Source organism: Haloarcula montana (assembly GCF_035666295.1).
GTDB classification, from domain to species: Archaea; Halobacteriota; Halobacteria; order Halobacteriales; family Haloarculaceae; genus Haloarcula; species Haloarcula montana.
The window spans coordinates 135,417-156,609 of record NZ_CP142029.1; the positions used below are offsets into that span (position 1 = coordinate 135,417).

Genomic DNA, 21,193 nt, shown 5'->3' on the forward strand with positions numbered 1-21,193 from the left:
AACTGGTATTTCACCATCTCTGAGTATATATTGGAATTTATAATTTGTGAATGTGAAATTATGAAACCAAATGTGAATATCTACTATCAGATAGTTGAATACGATACTATATTTCGGATATATGACCCACCAATACAGATTTATCCGTAAATTCGAAAGTAAGATGGAACATATAGAGACATCTCCGCTTTCACGCGGAGGAATACCAAGCAGGTAGACAGCTACCTCGACCGCCTTTTGTATTCCCGAGAGGGTGTCATAGAACTCTTCTAACACCGTGATGACTGTGCTTCCCGGATTGTCGCCGCGTTCGTAGTTGGTGATTGCGACGACGAGGCGAAGACACAGAGCGAGGAAGACCTGTGTTCGTGCGTGGATGCGGCCTCAGGCGTGCGTCCGCCCGAGACCGCAATCCTTCACTGATTCGTTGGTTCGCTCCACTCTAGTCCGGCGATTGTACGTCTCGTCTAGGTCGATTGTTTCAGTTGCATCGGTTCTAGTTTAGTGGCGGTCAAAGCCGAACTCACCTCGTTCAACCTGCTCACGTGATCGATCTCTGTGTGGATTTGGATTTCGTGACGCCCACAGCAACAGCTCGTCTAAATCCGGCAGCTCGTAGCCCAAATCGACCATAAGGTACAGCTGGATCAGATGAGCGTGGCGTTCAACGGCTAGCGAACAGCGACGGCGAGGGAGCCGCGACGCCAACGAGTCGTCGTCTGCGGCGGCTTCGGCCTCTCGCTGTCTTGCCCCAAGCGACCGTAACTCATCCACGATTACACGACTCATCTCAACGAAATCGCCGCCATGATGATTAGCGCCTCAATAATGTAGGTGTCGGTCGTGTTGATCTCGTCCAGGCCGAACCGTGACCCCAACTCCTTGAACAACAGTTCGACATCTCAGCACGCCCGATAGAGCTGCGCGATATCGGGCGCGCTATAGTCATCTTTGCCGAGATTCGTTAGATAGAGATGGTACTCTTCGCTCTCCTCGTTACGTAGGCCGACCAATCGGAACGTCCGGGTCGCGCTGGCGCCCGACCCTCGCTTTCGCTCAAACGAGAGTGTGATGCGTACGTCGACTTCCTGTCGCTGCAGGTCGTCGAGGACGGCCTGCAGCGACTCTCCTTCCAGTGGGATGGTGTTCTCCCGCCACGTCCGCAGTTCTTCGACGATCTCGAAATTCGCGTCGTCTTTGACACGCGATACGAACCAGCCGTCATTCTTATCGATGCGGTCGAACAGCCAGAAATCGTAAAAGCCTAAATCAAGGAGGATGAGGGCGTCAGCTACCCACTCGCCGGTGGGTAGCTGACTCCGTTCATGAGTCGTCCCGTCGGTTGTGCGGAATCGTGTTGGGAGGCCGGTCGAGAGAGATTCTGTGAGGTGATGTTTCAGTTCGGCTTGATCGTCGCCAGCTGCTGCGTAGATCTCAGCGGCGTCCTGGTACAGCGAAACGATGGTTACGTCGGCGATGAGGATGTCTCGAAAGCGTTCGAGACGTCCGTTCAAGTCGGTTCGTCCGGTATCGAGATTCTCGATAGCGTCATCGAGAATCTTTCGAAGGAGTGCAACGAAGCCCGGTTCGAACCAGTCGTGGAACGCCGCGTAAGAGAGTTCGTCGCAGTCAGCCATCTCGACGTAGCGTTCGAGAAATGCTTGCAAAGAGCGGTCTGAGCCAGCAGCGAAGCCAATGAGAGTGTGTAAAACAGCGCAACGATGTCGAACTTCCGCTCTCCTTGAACAAGATTCGTTGCGCGAGCGCGCTCGCGTAACTCATCGGAGGGAAAGGCTCTTTGAATCCGGTCAATAACCACCGAGTCCGGTGGAGAGTACACACTTCCCACCGGGTTCCTCAACCGGGTAGTTGCGACGATATCTAATCAACAGACAGCGACTGGATTCTTCGCTAAACTAGAACGCGTGCTTCGCACACCTACTGATCGGCTGATTCGTCCCAGTAGTTCCGAAAACAGCACTGCTCTTTGATATCCTGAACCACCTCCCTCAAACAGTACAGCAGCGTGATTTTCTACCCCCCCAGGGGAGGTGCGGGGTCGTGCCCAAGAGCGCGATCCGACACAGAACCATGTCTGTCAACAGCCAGCCCGACGGAGTCGTACAGCCAGCAAGCGAACCTGCAGATCTCGTCGTCGACGAGGTCGATGCACCAGCACACCAGGATCCCTGGCAGTCGCTCGAAGCAACGGTTCCGACGCTACGGTCACCAACGGAGGTGGCTGCCTTTGTCGAGTGCGTCCTGGTCGAGCTTCGCCACGAGCCAGTGGCCGCTCGGTACCGTACCAAACAGACGCAAGGCGGTGTCGAGACGATCTGGTGTCGTACCGAGCACACGGGACTGACACAACCACATGTTCAAAGACTCACTCGACCCGCGGGTCAAGAGCACGCTCTGTGAGTACGAGATCTTCTTCTCGCCGTACGACGCGACGGAGCTGACCGAGATTCTCGAACACTACGCCGATCTGGTCTTCCGGGAGGGGACCGTCGACGACGGCGTCATTTCGCTGTGTGCTGCCCGCGCTGCCCAAGAACAGGGCGACGCTCGCGAGGCGCTCGATCTTCTGGAGACAGCTGGTAATATCGCCCGCAAGGAGGACGCTCCCCAGGTCACCAAGGCTCACGTTGAGGAAGCGGGTAGTCGTGTCGAAGAACAGCGCGTGCTCACCATCGTGCGCGATCAGCTCACGTCCCAGATGAAACTCGCGCTGCTCGCGACGGCCTTTCTCAACATCGACGAGGACGCCTCACCCCGGGCGAAGAACATCTATCAGGTTTACGAGAACATCTGTCAGGTCTGCGATTACGAACCGCGCTCGAAACGTCGAGTCAACGACTTCCTCGATTCGATTCGGCCGTACGGTCTGCTCGAACGCGACGAACGTAATCTCGGTCGCGCAGGCGGGCGCTCGTATATCCACACGCTGGAGGTGTCACCGGAACTCGTCTTCGAGGGGCTCAGATACGATCAGGAGGGCGCTGAGTCGATGCTTGAACGCTACGATCTCGTCCCCGATCCCGGGGATGCGAACCAGTCCCGGATTACGTCGTTCGTCTGAGCAGCGATAGAACATCTGGGACCGCTAATTGCTCCAGTAGCATTCGGTTCAGGGGTACTAACGATGCCTTAACCAACAAAGCGGGTTCACGTCTATCGCTGTTGGTTAAGACGGTAGCCGTTGCACCAGTCTCGTGTTCTCCGACGGTCACAATTGCTGGATTTCAGCGCTGACGCGATGAATTGTCTCAATGCCTCTGTGCCATGAGCGACAATTCGGGTCTCGGTGAGCTGTGTGGAGCTATGGGCGGCAAGGACGGGAGCGATTATCGCGCCCCTTCAGCGGAGAATAAATTTCTTAGAGCTGTTTACACAATTGGAGGTCGTGTGCTGGCCACCGACAGGGCTATGTCAGGCGTTCGGAATTCCGTATCTGTGGGTATTGATGAGTTTTGCAACAACGCTCATCTATCTCACAGGTGATCGTGAACAGCAACAGGAAGCACTCAAAATACTCGTGATCGGACCCATCGGGATTCCTATACTCACAGTCGTCTTGATGGCAGGATTCCTGCCAACACCGTGGAATACGGGTCTGCTGGAGCTCTTGGGTGGGCTCGGATACGTTGCAATGTTTCTTTTGGGACCATTCGCTTTGGGTGGTCTGTTCGTGGGCCTGGGTATCCTTACTGCAGCTATCACACAGGAGTTGGTCGGAGAATATGCCTGATCCACTATTTTTCCCAATTGACTGGGTTGTCTCGTACGAGCCGCCGTGGCTGGATGTCGCATTGATGCTGGCCGGAGCAGCCCTCCTAGCGGCTATGTATGCTGTTTACAGCCCGAATGATACAGCTCTGATGAGTGGTCTGATTGTCCTCACGGTGGCCGCTGCACTTCCATGGGCTGTCGTCAACAAGCGCATTGCGATCGTACTTCTCTCGTTTACTGGTACATGGTTCCAGGCAGTCGGAACCGTGAGAGGGTATCTAAAACTCAAATATTACGCTGAGAAGGCACCTGGGATGTTACGCTCGGCGCTTGGTCGAGTCGGATCCCGACTTCGACAGCTCACTGGCTCGTCCAAACGCAACCACCAGCAAGGTAGCACCAGTGGTGGCGGCCTGCAAAGTACTGCTCAGACGATCGGCTGGTGGACAGTTTTCCAGCTTCTCGGGTTATTAGCGATCATCACGAGCGTCTGGGTCGGGGTCGGACTAACGACAGTCGGTCCACTGACGATTCCAACGCTGACCACAGATGTCGTCATCACGTGGACGCTGCTCACGATGTTCGGCGGTCTGTTAGGGCTTGGCTGGCGGTTCTGGGCCGTGCGGGACGCATTCCCGGCGACCGGGTTAGTCGGCGTCTTGCTGATCGCCGTGGGTGCGGAGCTCCACAACTTCCAGGCACTGGAAGCTGAGATACTGGTCTTCTTGGCTTCGAAGGTGATCTATGTCCTCGGATTCCTCGGCGCTGTGGCAGTGGTCATCATCAACCGCGCAGAGCCAGCAGGGCAGGTGAGATCGAAATGACTGGTAGCGGACTCACCGTGTTACAATCGGGGCCACAGCAATCCATTTCGCAATGGATTGATCGGTTTCGCGAACTCATCCAGCAGGGGTTGGCCCAAGATCAGTCAACAATCGACGGAGTCCGTAGCTGGGTCTTTGGACCGACAGTATACCCACAGCATCCCGGTGATCCTGGGTTATGGCAGTTCGGATTACAGTACCGTCCGGTTGCTATTGGGATACTGCTACTGGGGTGTGTCACTGCTGCTGGAATGACACTCTCGGGCTGCCAGCAATTGCGGAAACTCCGAGAGAAAGGCCACAAAGAAGATTTGGAACCGATCCAGTGGATGTGGGCCAGTGGAATCGCCTTACAGAACGCAACGGCAGTCGAAGGGGGTAAGCGAATCCTGGGAAGCCTGCTTGCAGTCAGCTATGGAGCGATAATTCTCGGGCTCGCACACTACTATCTGGTCCTCGTATCCCCTGGGATTCGGAACGCGCTTCGAGTAATCCTAATCGATACGCTTCTTTCAGGCGTGTTGTTGGCCGTGATCGTTCCGCTCCTTTTCCCGATTGTCGGTGCGCCAGTTGCGTATCTGTATACACTCTATCGAGCAGCGCGAGCCTTGTAGCCACGCCTTCCTGGCGGTTCACCACACTCGCTACGCAGTCGCTTCGTCGGACTCGACTTCGGGCGAGAGCAACGGGAGGTCGATATCGATTGCCTCGTACCAGACGGCCGGTCGCTTGGACTGGCCGTCGTCGACGAGCTCGACCAGATGGAGTTCTTCGAGTTCGATAAGATTCCGATGGACCTTGCTCACGTCACGATGGACGTGGCGAGCGGTCTCCCGGATACTCGCTGGCTCGTGCTGGACGATGGCACGAAGCAATTCCAGTGATTTGGGCCGTGTCACACGATGGATGTCGGCCGGGTCGTGGTACACCACTTCCAGATGTGGCTCGGGTGTTTCGCCACGGTCGATCGCTGCCAGCGCTTCCTCGATATCGTGATCACTGCTCTCGCGAAAGCGGACGTGGAGCGTGCGATCGGTCGTTTCGTAGGAGTCTCCGGCCATATGGGCTGGAACTATCCCCCACACGGAAAGCGTTGGCACAGAGTCCAATAATCTTATAGGGTGTCATAGAACGATTCCCAAGGTGTTGTTTGCACCCACAATTAGACGAATCAGCTATTAGAATGATTACAGTATAAGATAGGGCCCGACGACGATGAGAACAATACCCAATGCCACTTTTAATTTAGCGGGGTTGACGAGGTGAGCCACTTTCCATCCGACAACGACGCCTGCGAGTAATGGCAGGCCAACTAACGCTGCGAGTGGCAGCGATACGTTGCCTTGGAAGAGGTATCCTGTGGTGGCGAACGCTGCAATGAAGATTGACTGCACCTGAGAGACAGCGAGAGCCGGCAACATCGGGACGCCGATCAGGATCAGTGCCGGAACTGCGATCACAGGACCCCCAACACCTAATAAGCCGCTGGTGATTCCGAGACCGGATCCCAAGACGCCGAGGACGACCTGCCCCTCTCGTCGCGTCGCGTCCAGCTGGTACAGTGGACTGAGCCCGCGCCGTTCACGATAGACGATAGTGATACCGGTCGCCATCGCAACGGCACCGAGCAAGAGTCCGAAGGTCGTTCTCGGGATGAAGGAGTTCACGTACGCGCCGATGAGGGCTCCAATGATACTCGAGAGACTGAGTATAAGCGCCATCGCGCGTGCTTGGCCGGTTTTCATCTCTCCAGAGTGAACGTACGCAGCACTGCCGACGAGACCAGTTGCAATGAAGGTGGCATGTGCAGTTCCTGCAACCGTGCCCGACGAAATTGGTGTCAGCGAATATAATGCGATTGTTACAAAAATACCTCCCGGACCAACCGTCGTTATTCCAATACCAGAGAGAAACGCGATCCCCACAAGCAATACGATGAGCGGGAGACCGAATACAGAATCGAGCATCTATCCACTTCGTCTCTCGGGTGCGCTATATTCCCTGTGCATCGACCGATTCTCACTGCGACGATTAGCAGGGTGTGAGAACTGTTCCATGACACCTTCTCGCAATGAGGTTATCGAAATTCGTCAGCGGTGAGCGTTTCGAGATATTGAACGCTGACATATCAGAAGTCGATACGATCATTGAAGCCATGTTGTGGTAGGAGCGCTTCTGCAGCCTGGCCCGCTGGTTTGTCGGTCGTCAAGAGCACAACGTTGTCGGCTTCTTCGGTGTCAAGCAACTGCGCAGCAACGATTCGATTCACTTAGCTACCGCTCCGATATTGAACAGCTCACACCGACTCAACTCGACTTCTGAATCCCTGATTGGGTACCGGTACGTTGTCGAACAGACCGGTATCCTCCGCCGAACAAATCGCCCACGTGGCGACACCGTGGGACGACAGCTACGGGACGACCACCGTCGGGGTGGGGACGGTTTAGCTGAACCAGCGCGATAACCCTTGGAGAGGGTTGATGGGGAACCCGACTAAACTGTCGCCCTTGATGGACGACCTGCCCAGACTGTTCGACCGACAGTGATCAGGGGTCTCCCAGGTCCGTGAGCCCATCTAGTACCCTGTCGACGAACGGCTCCGCGAGTCCGGTGTAGTTGTCCGGGTCGACGAGCGATTCGAGCTGGGCTTCGGAGAGGTGGTCCGTGACACGATCGTCCGCCTTGAGACAGGCCAGAAAGTCCCGGTCGCTCTGGACTGCTCGCATCGCGTTCTTGTGGAGGATGCTGTGTGCAGTCTGCCGGCCGACGTGCCTTGCCAGCGCGAACAGTACGGCCTCAGAGAGCACGAGTGCGCCCGACGCTCGGAGGTTCCGGTCCATCTGGTTCGATCGGACGGTCAGTCCGTCGAGGTTGCGGTTCGTGTTTTCGAGCATCCGAGCCAGGTAACAGCAACTCTCCGGAAGCAGGGCGAACTCGACGTACCAGGCCGAGCGGTCGCGTTCACCCATCGATTCCAGGCACTCGTGCATCGTGCCTGCGTGAGACCGGACCAGCCGTGCCAGTCCGACGGTGTGCTGGGAGAAGACCGGATTCTCCTTGTGGGGGTTCGTGCTGCTCCCGAGTTCGTCCTCGGGGACGGTCTCCTCGAGTTCGTCGATCTCCGGTCGGTTCAGAAACAGGATCTCACGTGCGATTCGTGCGAGCGTGCGGGCGACCAAAGCAAGCACGTTCAGGAACGCCGCGAACCGGTCCCGACTGGCCGTCCATCCGACCCGCGGTACCCCGAGATCTAGCTCGTCGGCGAATAGGTCCAGGACTTGGATTCCGTCGTCACCGAGCGCCGAGAGCGTGCCGCTCGCGCCCGCGAGTTGGGCGACGAACAGCTGCTCTTCGATGTTCAGGAGTCGGCTAACGTGGCGGTCGAGTTCATCGACCCACGTCGCTGCCTTCAGCCCGAACGTGACGGGCGGGCCGTTTGCGTACTGCGTGCGCCCGACCATCGGCGTCTCGCGGTACTGGTCGGCCAGTGTGGCCAACTGGTCCCGAACCGCGACCACGTCCCGGAGCAACACCTCGTGTGCGTCGCGTAGCAACAAAACCATCGCCGTGTCAGACACGTCTTGGGTGCTTGCCCCCCAATGCACGTACTCGCCGGCCGGACCGAGTTCGTCCGTCCACGCTTCGAGGATACTCATCGAGAACAGTCCGAGTTTGTCGACGTTCGCTGCGACGTCGGCCATATCGATCGACGCTACCGAGGCGTGATTCGTGATCGTGGTCGCTGCGTCCTCGGGTACGATTCCGATCTCTGCCTCGGCCCGCGCGAGAGCGGCCTCAACTTCGAGAAACCGGTCAACGAACGCCGTCTCGCCGAACACCGTCCGCATCTCTTTGGTGGTGAATACGTCTCGAAAGAGAACCCCGTCGAGCAGCGGATTCATACGAGGCACAACAGCGGTCTGGAGAATAAGTCCTGGGTCGGATTCGAGTCTGGTGTTCGGTCACTCCGTATATCTACTGAGACTCGATTCAGTCAGCTTCTTTTAGCGTTGATAAAATGATAACCTATGGGCAAGACGCTCTCGACAACGTGGACAGGAAGGCCCGACACAACGGCGCTTAGCCGCTATCGCGTACTAAAACGGTGTTTTTTCAACCATCTTAACCAACAACTACGGGCAGGCCACTCTGTTGGTTAAGATATCTGGCCTGGCGATACCGGTGAGTTGATCATCACACGCTGGAACATACCGCAATCCCTTCTATCGGTTTGCTCGCGGTTCTAAAACTTCTTGTACATTTTGAATCGGTTTCAGCCCGCTTTCCCGACCCCGTGAAAGGTGGTAAAACGATCCACCGAACAGTGAAGCGAGCCGAATCCATACTGATAATCTGCGCTTTATATGGGGGTACCAGTTCATTGACAAAGTACGCGAAGCCCTATGTCCACTGCCGACCCCTCCATCCCACGCCCACCCGCCGTCGCATCGAACCTCCAGGCACTCTTGGCGACGTTCGTCGAGACGATCGTCGCCGTGTTCCAGGGTATCGCCTTCTGGGCGACGATTCCGCTGCCGCTGGTCATCGCAGGCACGCTCGCGACGAACGTCGTCGCGACCCGACCGCTCCTGGTCGGTGGACTGGTCGTCCTGAACATCGTCTGTGCCGCCTTCGGTCACAGCTACTCCCCCAACGCATGAACATTTGCAAGAATTCCACTCAAGATCCCGAGCAACAGTACATCAAGACCACGCTGTTCTGCCCGACCTGCGAGCACGCCAGCCCGATTGAGGGCGACTGGATTATGGATGATGCCGTCCATCACGAGCGGCTTCTCTGTCCTCGCTGTGGCGACGTCGTCGTCGATCAACCAGACGTGTAGCCCCACTGTCTCACTTGCTTTGTGGCAGATTTCGGTATCCGTCTGTACTGGGTTTCTCGAGAACTGATAGAAACACCGTGCTGAATAGAGAGGACGCATACCGCATCGTAGAGGGAAGGTTTGAGAGGGGTCTTCCCGTAGAGAGTGCATGGATACTGATGGACTGAAGGAACTCGCTCCACACTACCTTGCGCTATTGATTATCGTCTTTCTCGTCCTTACGGTAGTGCAGGCGGTTTGGGGCGAAGTCAGGTTCTGGATCGAATTAGCGATCGTTCTCGTCGTCGCCTTAGCGTATCGCCCGATCGTGATTAGACTCGGGGTCGCTCCCAGTGGATGGAAGTAACACGTCGAACGTGTATCCTGTATTGACCAATTCTGCCACCCAACTCCTGGAGCCAGTGCCCTGCAAGACTCGCGCGCTCTATTCAGCGCGCCCACTGACACCTATCACTGTCTAGGGGCCTCACCAGATCACTACCCCCACTCCATGGTTCTCAAGATTTTCGCCAATACAGCACCCTCGCGATCGCCCGCGCTCGCGCACCGTCGCTGATCCTCGAGCCAGATCGATCGGCGAACGCAACCCGAACTGGTCGCTCACCAGCTCTGCACGTCACTTTCGCACGCGCGCAGCACTATGACTGGAACGGAGGACCCCCGGGGGTATCGACGGAAACACCCATCTCACTCGAAGCTGACCTTCAGGGTCATATCGACGGGATCGGGGAAGTTCGCGAACCGGACGCCAGGATAGTCGAACCGAGACTCGTTGTAGGGCATCATCCAGCCGACTTCTTGGTTGCTGGCGAGATTCTCGTTCATCGGGACGTTGTTGAACCCGACTACCTGCGAGCTCTTTGTGGGGTTGGCCTTCCCGCTCATCGCGACACGCCAGCGGATCTTCCGGCGGATCATCGAGTGGATATCGCTCTCGGTGTGGCCGAACATGAAGATCGAGAGCCCGGTCTTGCGGGCGTCGACCATACAATCCTTGAACAACTCGACTTTCTGGTAGTGGGCGTACTCGTCGTTGCGCGCGGCCTCGGGTGCGATGTCACCGATCTCGTCGAACATGAGCGACGTCCAGTGATACGGCCCCCGCTCGACCTGAGCCAGGATATACCCGAACCACCAGTGGTTCAGCGGATCCTCGGCGCTGAACTCCAGACCGTCGTACTGCTTCTCCTGGGTGTCCTCGTAGATCGACTGGATGCCACGCATCTTCGGATCGGGATAGACGACGTGGAACTGCCCCTCCTTCAGCCGCTCCTGATTCAGGTGGGTCGGACTCCGATACCTGACGACCTCGCGGACGATCTCCTCTAGGTCGACGTCGAAGCCCTCCTGGGTCGGCACCTTCGGCACGAAGCGTGCGCTCACGTCGACGCCTTCAGGCAGGCAGACACGCGCCCACGGCGCGAATGGCAACCACTCCGAGCGTGCTGTCGAGGCCCGCCAGACGACCTTCTCGTCGTTTTCCTCCAGGAGCCGAACGGTGTGGTTGAGCGCCATCGTTGACTTGCCCGAGCCCGGCGGACCGACGGCGAGAAAGTCCGTGCCGCCGGCGAGCATCTTGGTGTCGTCGTACTCCCAGGCGTGATGGGTGTAGTTGGGAACGAGATACTTCTCGAGTTTTAGTTCGCCGGCCTCGACGTGGCCGTACTGCCGGGCTTCGCTCTCGGTGTAGACATCCCAGAGAGCACGTTGCTTGACGCCGAATTCCCGGCAGATGTCCTCGTAGTCGTCGTGGCGGCGCTGGTCGTCGGTGTACTGTCGGGAACTCGTGTGCGGGTCTGGGATGGCATCGAGAACTTCGGCTTTCGAGAGGCCGCCAGCCGACGCCGGCGAGTCGGACGGTGCCTGTGCGGCGCGCTCGCGAGCCTGTTCGCGACGGTCGATATCGGTCGTTCGGGGGGACTCGTGGTTCTCGCTCATTCGTAGTCAGTAGTCGGCCGAGATCGACCGACTCACTCTCGCTACTAAGTACTGATACATAATAGCTAGGTCCTGACACATCGCTCGTGACTCGAGTGTACATCGGCCGCGGCCGTGCGGGCACAGTCCACGCGAGCGCTGGGGCGTGGATGATACCTGGGCGGCCACCCGCGTGGACTGTGCGCGCCTGCACATCTGCACCCGTGATCGAACTCGTGCGCTCGCATGCACCCACGGGTGCATCCGCCCTCGCACGGTATCGCTCCAGGCCCGATCTGTGCAGCTGGCTGTGGTTCGAAATAGAATTCTGACATACTCTCTGCGTTCCGGAACTCGATTTGTGTTGTTGCTGACGAAGCGGATTCCTGAGCTGACCAGCGATAGTTGGGTGCCTGTTAGTTCGGTCTGGATAACCAATTCCGAAGCGAGGTGAAAGTGTGGGGCAAGATAAAGAGACACTTTGTTTGCGAAAAATCCGGACGCAGTCTTGCGATTCGAAGTGCATTACTTCTCAATCTCACACTTTGTTTGTGCATTACTCCGGCGCTGTCATGCGATTACATGATATAATATATTGTAAGAAATTACTTTCCTGCCAGACTGGTAGGTTCTGCATACAGTACTCACATCGAGGTCAAAGAGTTGCCCGAGTCCAGCCAGAACGATCGCCCCGTGTTCCACGAATCTATTCGATATCGAATACAATCTGATCCCACCACGCTCGTCCTGTGTCTCGAGTCCAGCTACGGGGGGACATGGCGATCGTAGACGTTTCGACGGTGCCCGACAGCTTCGACGTAGAGTACGTCCTCGTCTTTGCCCCAGGTGATGATCGCTCGGTAGTCGCCTGCCCGGAGCTTGTAGTAGGGCCAGCCAGACAGGGGTTCGAGCCGGTGGTCTGTCCACTCCGAGCTTCGGCGAGTTTCTTCAGGATGCGTTCTCGTGGTTCTGCCTCGAGGTTTGCGAGATGCTCGTCGGCTTGCGGCGTGATCTCGACGTCCGTCATCGATTACTCGTCGATATCGACGCCGTACTTATCGGCGACCTCGTCGAGCGAGTGCGTCTCGCCGTTCTCGCGTTGTTCACGACTCGTTTGGAGATCGTCCAGGACCTCTTCGGAGAGCCGGACGGGAGGGTCGACCCAGGCCCGCAGCGCGTCGCGGATCGCTTCTGACCGCGATGTGTAGCCTCGGCGTTTGTACTCGGCATCGATCTGTTCGACCAATTGCTGTGGAACGCGAACATCGATTTTCGTCGACCCCTCGTTCTCTCGACTGTCGTCGGTGTCAGTGCTCATATTGTGTGAGACGCGTGTCGCACAGAAAGCGTTCGGTGGGCTGTCTCATCACGGTGTCTGACCTCCGAGTGATGTTAGTAAAATTTGATAGTACTGCTTGATTGTCCATTCGATTTCGCGGGGGAAATTGTGGGGCAAGATAAAGAGACACGGTGTGGGTCGAAAAACCGCAAGACTGCGCCGGGACAGGTGTGAGTTACAACGGTAATTCGCACCGTGTTTGTGACTCATCGTGCCGCTGTCTGGCGATTATGCCACTTAAATAGTTGAAGGAATTGAATTTACTGGAGAGATGATAGCTATTCCACCGCTAGCCAGCTGCATTTGTGGGGGATCGTCGATTGGTTAGCGTTCGATAGTCGCGAAGGCATCGTCGATCACACTCTCGGTTGGGGCGTTCAGGTACGGTTCGATCGCTGCAAAACTGTCCCAGCCACCGACAGCCATCACGACACGCGGATTCATGTTCTCATCAACGAGGAGGCGCTGGGCAAACCGTCGACGGAGATCGTGTGTACTGACGAGTCGGAAATCCTCATTGCTCGTCTCTTCAGCGGCCCGATCGGCAGTCCGCTTGACTGCTGCCCGAACACCTGGCTGCTTCAGATCGATGAATGGGTCTCGTGGGGCGATGTTCTCACTGTTCTGGTACTGTTGGAGAGTTCGCTCGACGTCGGCAGGCAGGTAGGCATCGCGAGGCTTGCCGCCGTTCCCGGCAGTGTCCTTTCCCGCCTGGACGTGGAGTCGATACTGGTCGCTCTCGGTCTGTTTGATGTCTACTGGTCGGACCTGTGGCATCTCGAACGCACGGAGGCCAACGAACGCTCCCAGCTGGATCAGGAGATCGTCCCGTTGGCTCGTGGCAACCCGACGGAGGTCCTCGATCTCTTTGTCGGTGAGCCATACTTTGTGTTCGTTCCCCTCTGTCGATTCGATACGCATTACGATTACTTGAGCTTCCGTCACTCAAGTATCTAGCGGCTGGTAGAAACGGGGGGAGACACACCGTGTTTCGAGTGAAATTGGGGACATCTGTTACGACTTATAGGACAAGTCGGTATTCCCCTGAATGTTAGCCCACACCCTAACACTCTTACTGTTAGGAAACAAACTAACAGACAGCGATGGGCGATGACGTCGAGGTAGTCGAAGACGAGATCCAGGCCTACGACGATGGTACCGTCGTTCGGATACGCATCCTCGATGTGCCGGCCTCGGAGCAGTATCCGGAGGGCATCAAGTATGCCTTCCACTACGGCGAGGCTGGCGCAGACGACCCCATCATCCGCTTCGACAACCACCACGGGCCACACGAACTGCATATCGCTGGCCAGGTCTTCGAACTCGAGTTCGAGGGGATCCAACCACTGTATCGGGCCTGGCGGGCCGCACTCCCGGCCGAGAAACGCCACGAATGGTAGCCACCACAGGAACACAACACATGACTCGCACGCTCCACATCACGATCGGCACGCGTCCTGACCGGACCGACCTCGACGACCGACTCGGCGCGCTCGACGCCGGCGAGGACGTCGACTCACAGCCATCCCGACTCAGCATCGAGAGTCTGGCGACGTTCGGTCGGATCTTCCGACCGACGAACCTGACGCTCCTGGAGGCGATCGTCGAACACGAACCCGAGAGCATCCGGGAGTTGGCTCGCCTCGTCGATCGCCACCCGCCGGAAGTCACCGAGAATGTCCACGAACTCGCTGACTACGGCCTGCTCGAACTGGAAGACAACGGCCGTGCCAAGCGCCCCGTCGTCTGGTACGACGAATTCGAGTTCTCGGGGGACGTTGGACTCCGATGTCTCGAGTCGGGCAGCGACGTCGAAGCCGCGCCCTGATCGCGCTGGCCGTCGCACCGCGTTACTCGCCGAAACACTCTAGGAGAATCGCTCGTCAGTCTCAACTAGAACAGATGCCCGACCAGCCGTCACCTGCCACGAAGCAACTTCGCGCGGACCTCGTCGCGGCCCTCGATCTGGATTCGTTCGACCCGGCGGCCTACGACGACCCTGAGTACCTCCAGGCCGCACTCGAGATCCATCCCCACGTCGGCAACCTCGCACGAGCGCACTGCGTCGCTGAGCGCACGCTGTACCGCGCGCTCGAGCGCCACGACATCGCCCACGAGCAGCCACCGAAACACGGGCCTGCCCGAACGCTCTGGGACGCCGCACCCGACACCATTCCCGGAGACGACTGATGGCGACTCCCACCGACAGCTGTGACCCCGAGCTCGTCGCGACCATCCAGGACGTCACCGAGGGCGACATCCTCGTGGTCAACGACGACCACCGGACTTGGGAGGTGACCGACGTCGTCGAACGACCGATCGAGGACCCAACCGACGAGCGCCAGCACAAGCGCGTCCTTCGACTCACGAGCGGCCAGTCGGTGTTCGGCTTGGAACTGACCGAATACGCCGACTGCCACGAGGCAACCCTCCACGTCTTGGAGACGACTGACTGGACCGAGGGCAACCAGACGACGGCTGTCCACAGCGTCGAGATCCTCACCCAGCAGGTCCCGTGGGTGGTCGTCAGCCGAACCGAGGGCCAGGCCTACCACTTCCCGGATCCAGAGGCGGCCGCCTACGGCGAGGCAGCCCCGGCCTGTGGCGCGGGCAACGGCGACTCCGCGTTCAGGATTGCTCGGATTACCGCCGTCGTCCCGGTGTACGGGGGCTGCAAGGAGTGCCTTCGTGAGGATCGGCCGGTCACACTCGAGCCCGTCCGGTGTCCGAGTTGTGAGCGCCCGATCTGTACGGGGATTCTGCGCGGGCAAGGGGTCGGTGCCGTCGAGGGCCTCGCGATCACCTGTCCTGACCAGGCGTGTGGGTTCGAGGGGGTTGTCGACGCGTCGCTTGCGTCCGGCTTCTCGTGAGTGTGGGCTCGGTGGGAACATCCCGAAGTCGTAAGATAATCGCGGACCACTTGCCACGTGGAACTCGGTTCATGTCACACGCTCCGGGTTCCCCCTTTGCTACTCATGAGCCCGCCTGGCCCCACGGTCGGCAGCTGCCCACAGTGCGATACCACGATCGACGTCGGCGCGGTCCTCGTCGAGTACGACGTCGACGGTGAGCGCCGCTGCTACGCGGAATGTTACGAGTGTGAGGAACCGGTTCGGCCGCGAGATACCTGACGAACAGTTCCTCAACCGGCTACTCAGCGCCGGGTCTCGGCGCCAGACCCGACCCGTACCGGCGCGTCCTCAACGTTCGCCTGGAAGTCGGTCGTGACACGATCCTGATCGAGAACCTGCACCGTCCAGGCGCCGGGCTCGTCCATGGTGATCAGGAACTGGACGTCGCTGTCGGACTCACCGTTCTCGTCGAGGAGCCCACACAGTTCGAGTTCGTCCTTTGCGAGCGTGATCATGCCGGTGCCGTTGCGGTTGTTCAGTGAGTTGATCTGAGCCATCGAGTGTCACCAGGTCCACACCAGGTGTGTAGACCTGTCTCTTACCCACAAATCCTATCGCTGTAGTTCGTCGACAAAGAGACCAAGATGCAGAGCGGTTCACGAAGCTGGCGGACTGATCTAGACGGGGCGGAATTGTGTCAGACCGATGTTTCTGGTAAGGTTCGAAAGGAGTTCCAGTCTGCTGAGTTCGGTGACAAGCGGCTCACTGAGCGATTAATGCAGGTCGGAGATCGGCTCGGCAGGGCATCTGCCGAGCCGATCCCAAACGCGTGCGAAGACTGGGCCTCCGCAAAGGCTACGTATCGATTTTGCGATAACGAGCGTGTGGATCCCAACGAGATTCTCGGTGCACACAAACGAGCTCAGCGATCACGAGTCCAGGACACAAACGAACTCTTGATCATCTCTGACACCACTGAACTCGTCTTTCCGCGACACCCATCCAAGGAGGGACTCGGTGATATTGGCAACTCCAAGACGGATTTGGAAGGCGTCAAAGTTCACACGACGATTGGGCTTGATCCACAGACCCACCACATGACCGGGGTCATCGATCAGCAGTCGCTGATCGAGGACCAGCAAGCTAGCACCAAGCACGATGCAAATGGCAAGAGCAAACCAATCGAATTAGAGAGCGAACAGGAAAAGTGGATTCGAGGGGATCGGCAAGCCAGCGGCTGGCTTGCCGAAGAGGTTCGTCCGATATTCATCCATGACCGAGGAGCTGACGCATTTGACTTCTACCGCGAAGTTACAGACAACTTGGACGCTGGATTCGTCGTCCGTGCGAATCAGAATCGCTGTATTCAGACGCCATCCGGAACGGACGGGCGTCTGATTGACTGGAGTGAAGAGCTCCCCGAACAAGGTCGCACGTCGATAGAGATCGAACAAGGAAGTGGAAGAGAAGCTAGAGAGGCTGAGCTCATCGTCACAGCCGGCTCGTGTGAGCTGCTTCCACCGCAGAACGATCCAACTCACACCGAGCCCGTCGAGGTAAACGTCGTACGGATCGACGAACGTGGAGAACAAGACGACCCGATTCAGTGGGTGTTACTCACCACTGAATCGGTCGCTGAGTTCAGTGATTCGCTGAGTGTGATAGAGTCTTACCGCGCTCGATGGACGATCGAAGACTGGCACAAGGTGCTGAAGACTGGATGCCGGATTGAGGAACGGCGGCTGGAAACGTGGGAGTGTATGGAGGTCTTGTTGAGTGTCTATTCGGTGATCGCGTGGAAGGTGCTGGAGTTACGAGAACTTGCTCGGGGAGAGGCACACTGCTCACCTGGTGTCCTTCTGAGCGAGACTGAACGGTCAATTCTGGTAACGAAATTTCCAGAATTGACCGACAACGGAGCTCAAGCGTACGCAATTGCGGTTGCAAAGATCGGCGGCTACCTCGACCGAAGTTCCGATCCACCGCCCGGCTGGGAGACGATGTGGAAAGGCCTCAAGAAACCTCAGACCTGGGCGGAGGGATACGAACTGCATTCCTGAGACTTATGGGTAAGAGACAGGACTTCAGTCGTGGGTCACTGACACCCAGCCTGTTTCGTCAATCGGTCGTGAACATCGCGGAGAAGGGTCCGTTGTGTATAGCGGTCGCGACCAGCGAGAAAGATCATACTTTGAGAGAGGAGAATTAGCTCGTGACGCGGTCAGCCACGTCGGTCATCTGTTCGCGAGCGGCTTCGACATCGGAGTAGAGTTCCAGTGCGTGCTTGATGAGTCGGCGATCCTCTTCGTTCTCGCGCCAGAAGGCGATGATGTCCCGGCGGTCGCGGAGCTCGGCACTTGCGAGGTCACCGTCGGCAAGCGACTGTTCGAGCTCTTCCCACGTCTCGACATCGTAGGCCGCCTGCCACTCCTCGATTTCCTCGGTGATCGCCGCCAGTTCATTACGAAGGTCCTCGCGCGTGTTCTCCTCGATGAGCGTACGGATTTCCTCGAAGAGCAGTCGCGTATAGTCTGGCTGATAGCGCGTTGTCTCGCCGTCCTCGACGCGACGCAGTTGACCCTGGTCAACACGATACTGGAGTTCGTCGTTGGTCGTACTCCAGGCGGCGTCGGCCTGCTCGCTGATCCAGTTGACCGACCGCGGTTCGCGAAGCGTCTCGGCGACCGCTCGAATGCGTTCGCGGGCGCTCATCGATTCAGTCCACGGTTGGACGCCATCTCGCGAGGATTCGGACATGCTTGACACCTCTTGCAATAGTGTTGGTACCGTATTCGCATATATGTTTGTACCCTCCCGTATAATCAAGAGTAGTGTGCAAGTGAACTCGGGCGGACGTTGCAATACGAAACCGGCAGAAGCTATGGACAAATACACGATGTCCAAAGAGCCGTACAGAGTGTCCTAACAGCTGTGCCCACAACGGAGGGTGCAACGGTTCACATGATCCCGCCAATCACGAGAACACCGATTACGAACAGCAGCATCGCAACCACACCCCCGCCAGTCAGCCACTTGTTCTCCATCGCCTTCTCATGGAATGGCATGGCGGTGTACTCCTCACGAAACGTCTCAAGATTCTCTTCGTCGTAGAAGTACTTCGTCTTCAGCGCGAACCGCTCGGTCACTGCACACCCTGTACAGACCGGTTCACCTTCGAGCCGTTCGGTCTTGGTGTGACTGTCGCAGGCGATCGCCCCGCAGTTCGGACAGTACGTGTACGTCTCGTCGACGCCACTCGTATCGCAGTGGACGCACCGATGGATGCCGTCCTCTTCAGTCACTCTGGACGGCCCTGCTGCGTAGTACTCGTAGGGATAGGTGTACTCTTCGAGGTCGGTTGTCTGTCGAACCTCGGGTAAGTACACCGGCTCGATCGACTGGACGGAGATGTCCGAGCGATTCGGTTCGCAGGTCTTGTTGTACGTGACGTTGTTGTCGCCGGTGTAGGTTACCGTCGTCGTGTGGTGGTCCTGGAGGCGGTCGACGGCCCATTCCTTGTAATCCGTCTGCGTCTGGCCGAACCGGCGCTCCTCGACATCGTCGAATACCTCTCCGAACTGCTCGGCGTCGAGATCGACCGTCGCGTGGAGATTCTCGGTAACCAGTGTTGCGACCGTTTCGTCGGCGACCTGTGGGTGCCCACGTTCGGCGTGGACAACGAACTGTGTACGGTCGTCGATCCGGTGGATGACGCCGACGGACGTCTCGAAGACGGCGTCGGTGTCGGCGGTGATCGCAACTACTGGACGGAACGTCACCTGCGAGTGGGGCCTCGGGATGTCCGCAGCCTCGATATTCGCAATGTCGCGGAACACTTCCTGAACCGGTGTGTCGACATCTGTGGCCGGGTCGTACGGTCGCAGGGTCTCGTCACAGAGGATCTCGATGCGGCCGTTGTAGAGGTCAAGCCCGATATCATCGGCGATCTCCCGGAGGTCCTCGCCGTCGATCAGTTCGATGGGATAGGGATCGTCGTTTTGTTGGAGGCGCTGGGCATACTCTTGGGCGGGATTCGTAAACCGGCCAGTGGTGACGACCATCCCGCGCTTTGGGCCCTCGAAGTCGAACGTTGCGATGGCGGAGTGCAGTTTCTGGACGACAGGGCGGCCGACAGTTCCCGTGTGCTTGCACTCGACGACGATCGCCCTCCGTGTTCCGTCGACGACCTCTTCCATCAGGACATCCCGGCCCTCGTCCGCTGTTCGCTCGGCCTGGCGAACGTTCTCGTAGCCGAGGTTGCGGAACACGTCTTCCATTAAGTCCTCGAACTCGAACCCAGAGAGGTCGTCCAGTACAGCCATTCGAATGTAATTGGACTGTATTTTGCAACAACCAAATACGTTGCCGACCTCGGCGACAAATCCGTGTGAGATCGACTCGTGGCAACACTACTTTCATCAGATGTGCACCCCACGGGATGACCATGGATTGCCCCGCCTGTGGTACCCCCGTCACCCTTGAGGTCGGGCCAGAACGGCCGATTTCAACGTCTCTCCCCGACGCGATTCTTCGAGCGGAGGAAAACGAGCGCATCGAGATTACACGGGACTGCTGGAACTGCGGATGGCATGAAACACGGGAGCTTCGAGTCAATTCGATCGATACAACAGCCGGTGACGCGGCTACCATCGAGCGAGCCAGGCTCGTTGACGAGATTACCGATGAACTCGTGGGAATTGAGGATTTGGCGACGCTCGAAGATGTGCTTGCTGAGACTCGTCAGCAACAAGAATCTGAAGCCCTGACGGACGATACGGGCGATGGTTCCCCGGAGTAACACTGGATTGACTCTACTGTCAAATAGGTTTAACACCGAGTGAGTTAGTAGTACCAATCACAGAGGTACGCAGGGGCCCGTCCTGCACATCGGATCCATGGCAGAAACAGGAAACCACCGCGCTCATGACAGCGACTCGCTCCGGGAAGAACACCCATCAGGGTGGCTCGGACTCTCAAAAAACGAGAGTGCGTCGAAGATCATCGATGCGCTGCTGGATTTCCCGCCCCACCGAGAGGTCAACCAGTCCGAACTCGCCGAGGAGGCAGAGGTAAGCCGGCAGTCTGTCAGTCGGGATCTAGACCTCCTCCTCGAAATCGATGTCATTGAACCAGTCAGCAACACCCGGCCACAGCGGTATCGATTCAACCCTGAGAGTGACGTCAGCCAGGCAATCATCCAGCTCGACGCTGCGATGAACGCGGCTGGCCCCTGAAGCCTGAGCCTCCATTTCACAGAAATTCAAGGCGGATGCCACGGGGCTTGACCCCGTGATTGTTGACCTGGGGCCGGTCTCTCTAAGGGATTACTCACATCCGTCACTACACACCAGCTAGCTATTGCTGACGGCGATCTTCTGTACCCCTGGGGGGTGAGGCGATCCACAGAGAGCGTTCCGTTACAGAATGATGTCCGATGATGACTCTCCTGCCCGTGTTGCACAGCAGCCAGACCCCGAGGCGATCGTCGAGTTCGGCGACGTCGACGCGGAGTTCCGCCAGCTCGTTGCCGAAACGCTCGGCACATCCGAGTTCCTCAGCACCGAACTGCTCGGCGGGGACGATCCAGTCCTGGTCGTCGAGGAGGTCGGTCAAGATTGCTGATTACCCACTGTCCGTAAAACAAAATACAAAAACATATTTATATGTCTGGGACTTCAAATTCACA

The 21,193-nt window shown here is 57.8% G+C and carries 23 protein-coding genes and 4 pseudogenes; 14 read left to right on the forward strand and 13 right to left on the reverse strand.

Annotation, left to right across the window (positions count from 1 at the left end; translation table 11 throughout):
- Window positions 1–273 precede the first annotated feature (273 nt).
- Together VJ109_RS18125 and VJ109_RS18130 are read right to left on the reverse strand one after the other, a co-directional pair.
- Window positions 274–497 (reverse strand): annotated as a pseudogene (locus VJ109_RS18125) (transposase); the annotation flags it as partial.
- A gap of 4 nt (window positions 498–501) precedes the next feature.
- Window positions 502–1,849: pseudogene (locus tag VJ109_RS18130) on the reverse strand (IS4 family transposase).
- 525 nt (window positions 1,850–2,374) lie between these two features.
- Here VJ109_RS18130 and VJ109_RS18135 point away from each other — a divergent pair.
- The 3 genes from VJ109_RS18135 (at window position 2,375) to VJ109_RS18145 (ending at window position 4,556) form a co-directional block, all read left to right on the forward strand.
- Entirely contained in the window at window positions 2,375–3,082 is a 708-nt protein-coding gene (locus VJ109_RS18135) for a Cdc6/Cdc18 family protein (RefSeq protein WP_324761175.1), read from the forward strand.
- Window positions 3,083–3,466: 384 nt separating this feature from the next.
- Window positions 3,467–3,751, forward strand: a complete 285-nt coding sequence (locus VJ109_RS18140; protein WP_324761176.1) for a hypothetical protein — start codon at window positions 3,467–3,469, stop codon at window positions 3,749–3,751.
- Entirely contained in the window at window positions 3,744–4,556 is an 813-nt protein-coding gene (locus VJ109_RS18145) for a hypothetical protein (RefSeq protein WP_324761177.1), read from the forward strand. Before VJ109_RS18140 ends, VJ109_RS18145 begins: the two co-directional genes overlap by 8 nt.
- Window positions 4,557–5,200: 644 nt before the next feature.
- Here the strand turns inward: VJ109_RS18145 and VJ109_RS18150 are convergent.
- From VJ109_RS18150 to VJ109_RS18160, 4 genes and pseudogenes are all read right to left on the reverse strand, one after another.
- Entirely contained in the window at window positions 5,201–5,617 is a 417-nt protein-coding gene (locus VJ109_RS18150; RefSeq protein WP_324761178.1) for an HVO_A0114 family putative DNA-binding protein, read from the reverse strand.
- 126 nt (window positions 5,618–5,743) lie between these two features.
- Window positions 5,744–6,523: a sulfite exporter TauE/SafE family protein gene (locus tag VJ109_RS18155; protein ID WP_324761179.1), complete on the reverse strand. Its 780-nt coding sequence runs from the start codon at window positions 6,521–6,523 to the stop codon at window positions 5,744–5,746.
- 161 nt (window positions 6,524–6,684) lie between these two features.
- A pseudogene (locus VJ109_RS19650) lies at window positions 6,685–6,813 on the reverse strand (PIN domain-containing protein); the annotation flags it as partial.
- A gap of 289 nt (window positions 6,814–7,102) precedes the next feature.
- Complete coding sequence (locus VJ109_RS18160) at window positions 7,103–8,458, reverse strand: class-II fumarase/aspartase family protein (RefSeq protein ID WP_324761180.1); 1,356 nt, start codon at window positions 8,456–8,458, stop codon at window positions 7,103–7,105.
- A gap of 501 nt (window positions 8,459–8,959) precedes the next feature.
- Between VJ109_RS18160 and VJ109_RS18165 the strand changes: the two genes are divergently transcribed.
- Window positions 8,960–9,217 carry a DUF8028 family protein gene (locus VJ109_RS18165; RefSeq protein ID WP_324761181.1) on the forward strand — a complete coding sequence of 86 codons (258 nt, stop codon included), beginning with the start codon at window positions 8,960–8,962 and terminating at the stop codon, window positions 9,215–9,217.
- On the forward strand, window positions 9,214–9,399 hold the full coding sequence (locus tag VJ109_RS19655; RefSeq protein WP_491745821.1) for a DUF8106 domain-containing protein: 186 nt from the start codon (window positions 9,214–9,216) through the stop codon (window positions 9,397–9,399). Before VJ109_RS18165 ends, VJ109_RS19655 begins: the two co-directional genes overlap by 4 nt.
- A 687-nt stretch (window positions 9,400–10,086) precedes the next feature.
- Here the strand turns inward: VJ109_RS19655 and VJ109_RS18170 are convergent.
- The 4 genes and pseudogenes from VJ109_RS18170 to VJ109_RS18185 all read right to left on the reverse strand — a co-directional run bounded on the left by VJ109_RS18170 (window position 10,087) and on the right by VJ109_RS18185 (window position 13,576).
- A complete protein-coding gene (locus VJ109_RS18170; protein WP_324761182.1) occupies window positions 10,087–11,337 on the reverse strand; it encodes an ATP-binding protein in 1,251 nt (416 codons plus the stop codon).
- A gap of 743 nt (window positions 11,338–12,080) precedes the next feature.
- Window positions 12,081–12,343 (reverse strand): annotated as a pseudogene (locus tag VJ109_RS18175) (type II toxin-antitoxin system RelE family toxin).
- A 3-nt stretch (window positions 12,344–12,346) separates the two neighbouring features.
- Window positions 12,347–12,634 carry a ribbon-helix-helix domain-containing protein gene (locus VJ109_RS18180; RefSeq protein ID WP_324761183.1) on the reverse strand — a complete coding sequence of 96 codons (288 nt, stop codon included), beginning with the start codon at window positions 12,632–12,634 and terminating at the stop codon, window positions 12,347–12,349.
- A 345-nt stretch (window positions 12,635–12,979) separates the two neighbouring features.
- Entirely contained in the window at window positions 12,980–13,576 is a 597-nt protein-coding gene (locus tag VJ109_RS18185; protein WP_324761184.1) for a site-specific integrase, read from the reverse strand.
- A gap of 182 nt (window positions 13,577–13,758) precedes the next feature.
- Here VJ109_RS18185 and VJ109_RS18190 point away from each other — a divergent pair, with 182 nt between their 5' ends.
- The 5 genes from VJ109_RS18190 to VJ109_RS19660 all read left to right on the forward strand — a co-directional run bounded on the left by VJ109_RS18190 (window position 13,759) and on the right by VJ109_RS19660 (window position 15,786).
- Entirely contained in the window at window positions 13,759–14,055 is a 297-nt protein-coding gene (locus VJ109_RS18190; RefSeq protein WP_324761185.1) for a toxin-antitoxin system TumE family protein, read from the forward strand.
- 20 nt (window positions 14,056–14,075) lie between these two features.
- Window positions 14,076–14,483, forward strand: coding sequence for an HVO_A0114 family putative DNA-binding protein (locus VJ109_RS18195; protein ID WP_324761186.1), 408 nt, complete (start codon window positions 14,076–14,078; stop codon window positions 14,481–14,483).
- Window positions 14,484–14,557: 74 nt separating this feature from the next.
- Window positions 14,558–14,845, forward strand: a complete 288-nt coding sequence (locus VJ109_RS18200; RefSeq protein WP_324761187.1) for a Rossmann-fold NAD(P)-binding domain-containing protein — start codon at window positions 14,558–14,560, stop codon at window positions 14,843–14,845.
- Window positions 14,845–15,525 carry a hypothetical protein gene (locus tag VJ109_RS18205; protein ID WP_324761188.1) on the forward strand — a complete coding sequence of 227 codons (681 nt, stop codon included), beginning with the start codon at window positions 14,845–14,847 and terminating at the stop codon, window positions 15,523–15,525. Before VJ109_RS18200 ends, VJ109_RS18205 begins: the two co-directional genes overlap by 1 nt.
- A gap of 105 nt (window positions 15,526–15,630) precedes the next feature.
- Window positions 15,631–15,786, forward strand: a complete 156-nt coding sequence (locus VJ109_RS19660; RefSeq protein ID WP_491745822.1) for a DUF7837 family putative zinc-binding protein — start codon at window positions 15,631–15,633, stop codon at window positions 15,784–15,786.
- A gap of 23 nt (window positions 15,787–15,809) precedes the next feature.
- Here VJ109_RS19660 and VJ109_RS18210 read toward each other — a convergent pair whose 3' ends face one another.
- The gene (locus VJ109_RS18210; RefSeq protein ID WP_324761189.1) at window positions 15,810–16,064 is read right to left on the reverse strand and encodes a DUF8053 family protein; all 255 of its coding nucleotides are present in this window, start codon (window positions 16,062–16,064) and stop codon (window positions 15,810–15,812) included.
- A gap of 87 nt (window positions 16,065–16,151) precedes the next feature.
- On the opposite strand from VJ109_RS18210, the gene VJ109_RS18215 reads away from it, so the two are divergent.
- The gene (locus VJ109_RS18215) at window positions 16,152–17,567 is read left to right on the forward strand and encodes an IS4 family transposase (RefSeq protein WP_324761190.1); all 1,416 of its coding nucleotides are present in this window, start codon (window positions 16,152–16,154) and stop codon (window positions 17,565–17,567) included.
- A 145-nt stretch (window positions 17,568–17,712) separates the two neighbouring features.
- Here the strand turns inward: VJ109_RS18215 and VJ109_RS18220 are convergent, their stop codons facing one another.
- Window positions 17,713–18,264: a DUF7342 family protein gene (locus tag VJ109_RS18220; RefSeq protein ID WP_324761191.1), complete on the reverse strand. Its 552-nt coding sequence runs from the start codon at window positions 18,262–18,264 to the stop codon at window positions 17,713–17,715.
- Window positions 18,265–18,464: 200 nt separating this feature from the next.
- Window positions 18,465–19,829 (reverse strand): restriction endonuclease, encoded by a 1,365-nt coding sequence (locus VJ109_RS18225; RefSeq protein WP_324761192.1) that lies wholly within the window; start codon window positions 19,827–19,829, stop codon window positions 18,465–18,467.
- A gap of 122 nt (window positions 19,830–19,951) precedes the next feature.
- On the opposite strand from VJ109_RS18225, the gene VJ109_RS18230 reads away from it, so the two are divergent.
- The 3 genes from VJ109_RS18230 to VJ109_RS18240 all read left to right on the forward strand — a co-directional run bounded on the left by VJ109_RS18230 (window position 19,952) and on the right by VJ109_RS18240 (window position 21,129).
- Complete coding sequence (locus VJ109_RS18230; protein WP_324761193.1) at window positions 19,952–20,305, forward strand: DUF8105 family protein; 354 nt, start codon at window positions 19,952–19,954, stop codon at window positions 20,303–20,305.
- A gap of 97 nt (window positions 20,306–20,402) precedes the next feature.
- Window positions 20,403–20,741: a winged helix-turn-helix domain-containing protein gene (locus VJ109_RS18235; protein ID WP_324761194.1), complete on the forward strand. Its 339-nt coding sequence runs from the start codon at window positions 20,403–20,405 to the stop codon at window positions 20,739–20,741.
- Between the two features lie 193 nt (window positions 20,742–20,934).
- Entirely contained in the window at window positions 20,935–21,129 is a 195-nt protein-coding gene (locus VJ109_RS18240; RefSeq protein WP_324761195.1) for a hypothetical protein, read from the forward strand.
- The last annotated feature ends 64 nt before the right edge of the window (window positions 21,130–21,193 follow it).

Excerpts from the sequence above, each read along its gene's own strand:
- VJ109_RS18180 (WP_324761183.1), bottom strand. The coding sequence starts at position 12,634 with ATGAGCACTGACACCGACGACAGTCGAGAGAACGAGGGGTCGACGAAA.
- VJ109_RS18145 (WP_324761177.1), top strand. The coding sequence starts at position 3,744 with ATGCCTGATCCACTATTTTTCCCAATTGACTGGGTTGTCTCGTACGAG.
- VJ109_RS18190 (WP_324761185.1), top strand. The coding sequence starts at position 13,759 with ATGGGCGATGACGTCGAGGTAGTCGAAGACGAGATCCAGGCCTACGAC.
- VJ109_RS19660 (WP_491745822.1), top strand. The coding sequence starts at position 15,631 with ATGAGCCCGCCTGGCCCCACGGTCGGCAGCTGCCCACAGTGCGATACC.
- VJ109_RS18185 (WP_324761184.1), bottom strand. The coding sequence starts at position 13,576 with ATGCGTATCGAATCGACAGAGGGGAACGAACACAAAGTATGGCTCACC.
- VJ109_RS18220 (WP_324761191.1), bottom strand. The coding sequence starts at position 18,264 with ATGTCCGAATCCTCGCGAGATGGCGTCCAACCGTGGACTGAATCGATG.
- VJ109_RS18205 (WP_324761188.1), top strand. The coding sequence starts at position 14,845 with ATGGCGACTCCCACCGACAGCTGTGACCCCGAGCTCGTCGCGACCATC.
- VJ109_RS18210 (WP_324761189.1), bottom strand. The coding sequence starts at position 16,064 with ATGGCTCAGATCAACTCACTGAACAACCGCAACGGCACCGGCATGATC.
- VJ109_RS18155 (WP_324761179.1), bottom strand. The coding sequence starts at position 6,523 with ATGCTCGATTCTGTATTCGGTCTCCCGCTCATCGTATTGCTTGTGGGG.
- VJ109_RS18240 (WP_324761195.1), top strand. The coding sequence starts at position 20,935 with ATGTCCGATGATGACTCTCCTGCCCGTGTTGCACAGCAGCCAGACCCC.
- VJ109_RS18160 (WP_324761180.1), bottom strand. The coding sequence starts at position 8,458 with ATGAATCCGCTGCTCGACGGGGTTCTCTTTCGAGACGTATTCACCACC.
- VJ109_RS18230 (WP_324761193.1), top strand. The coding sequence starts at position 19,952 with ATGGATTGCCCCGCCTGTGGTACCCCCGTCACCCTTGAGGTCGGGCCA.
- VJ109_RS18195 (WP_324761186.1), top strand. The coding sequence starts at position 14,076 with ATGACTCGCACGCTCCACATCACGATCGGCACGCGTCCTGACCGGACC.
- VJ109_RS18150 (WP_324761178.1), bottom strand. The coding sequence starts at position 5,617 with ATGGCCGGAGACTCCTACGAAACGACCGATCGCACGCTCCACGTCCGC.
- VJ109_RS18225 (WP_324761192.1), bottom strand. The coding sequence starts at position 19,829 with ATGGCTGTACTGGACGACCTCTCTGGGTTCGAGTTCGAGGACTTAATG.
- VJ109_RS18135 (WP_324761175.1), top strand. The coding sequence starts at position 2,375 with ATGTTCAAAGACTCACTCGACCCGCGGGTCAAGAGCACGCTCTGTGAG.
- VJ109_RS19655 (WP_491745821.1), top strand. The coding sequence starts at position 9,214 with ATGAACATTTGCAAGAATTCCACTCAAGATCCCGAGCAACAGTACATC.
- VJ109_RS18215 (WP_324761190.1), top strand. The coding sequence starts at position 16,152 with ATGCAGAGCGGTTCACGAAGCTGGCGGACTGATCTAGACGGGGCGGAA.
- VJ109_RS18170 (WP_324761182.1), bottom strand. The coding sequence starts at position 11,337 with ATGAGCGAGAACCACGAGTCCCCCCGAACGACCGATATCGACCGTCGC.
- VJ109_RS18165 (WP_324761181.1), top strand. The coding sequence starts at position 8,960 with ATGTCCACTGCCGACCCCTCCATCCCACGCCCACCCGCCGTCGCATCG.
- VJ109_RS18235 (WP_324761194.1), top strand. The coding sequence starts at position 20,403 with ATGGCAGAAACAGGAAACCACCGCGCTCATGACAGCGACTCGCTCCGG.
- VJ109_RS18140 (WP_324761176.1), top strand. The coding sequence starts at position 3,467 with ATGAGTTTTGCAACAACGCTCATCTATCTCACAGGTGATCGTGAACAG.
- VJ109_RS18200 (WP_324761187.1), top strand. The coding sequence starts at position 14,558 with ATGCCCGACCAGCCGTCACCTGCCACGAAGCAACTTCGCGCGGACCTC.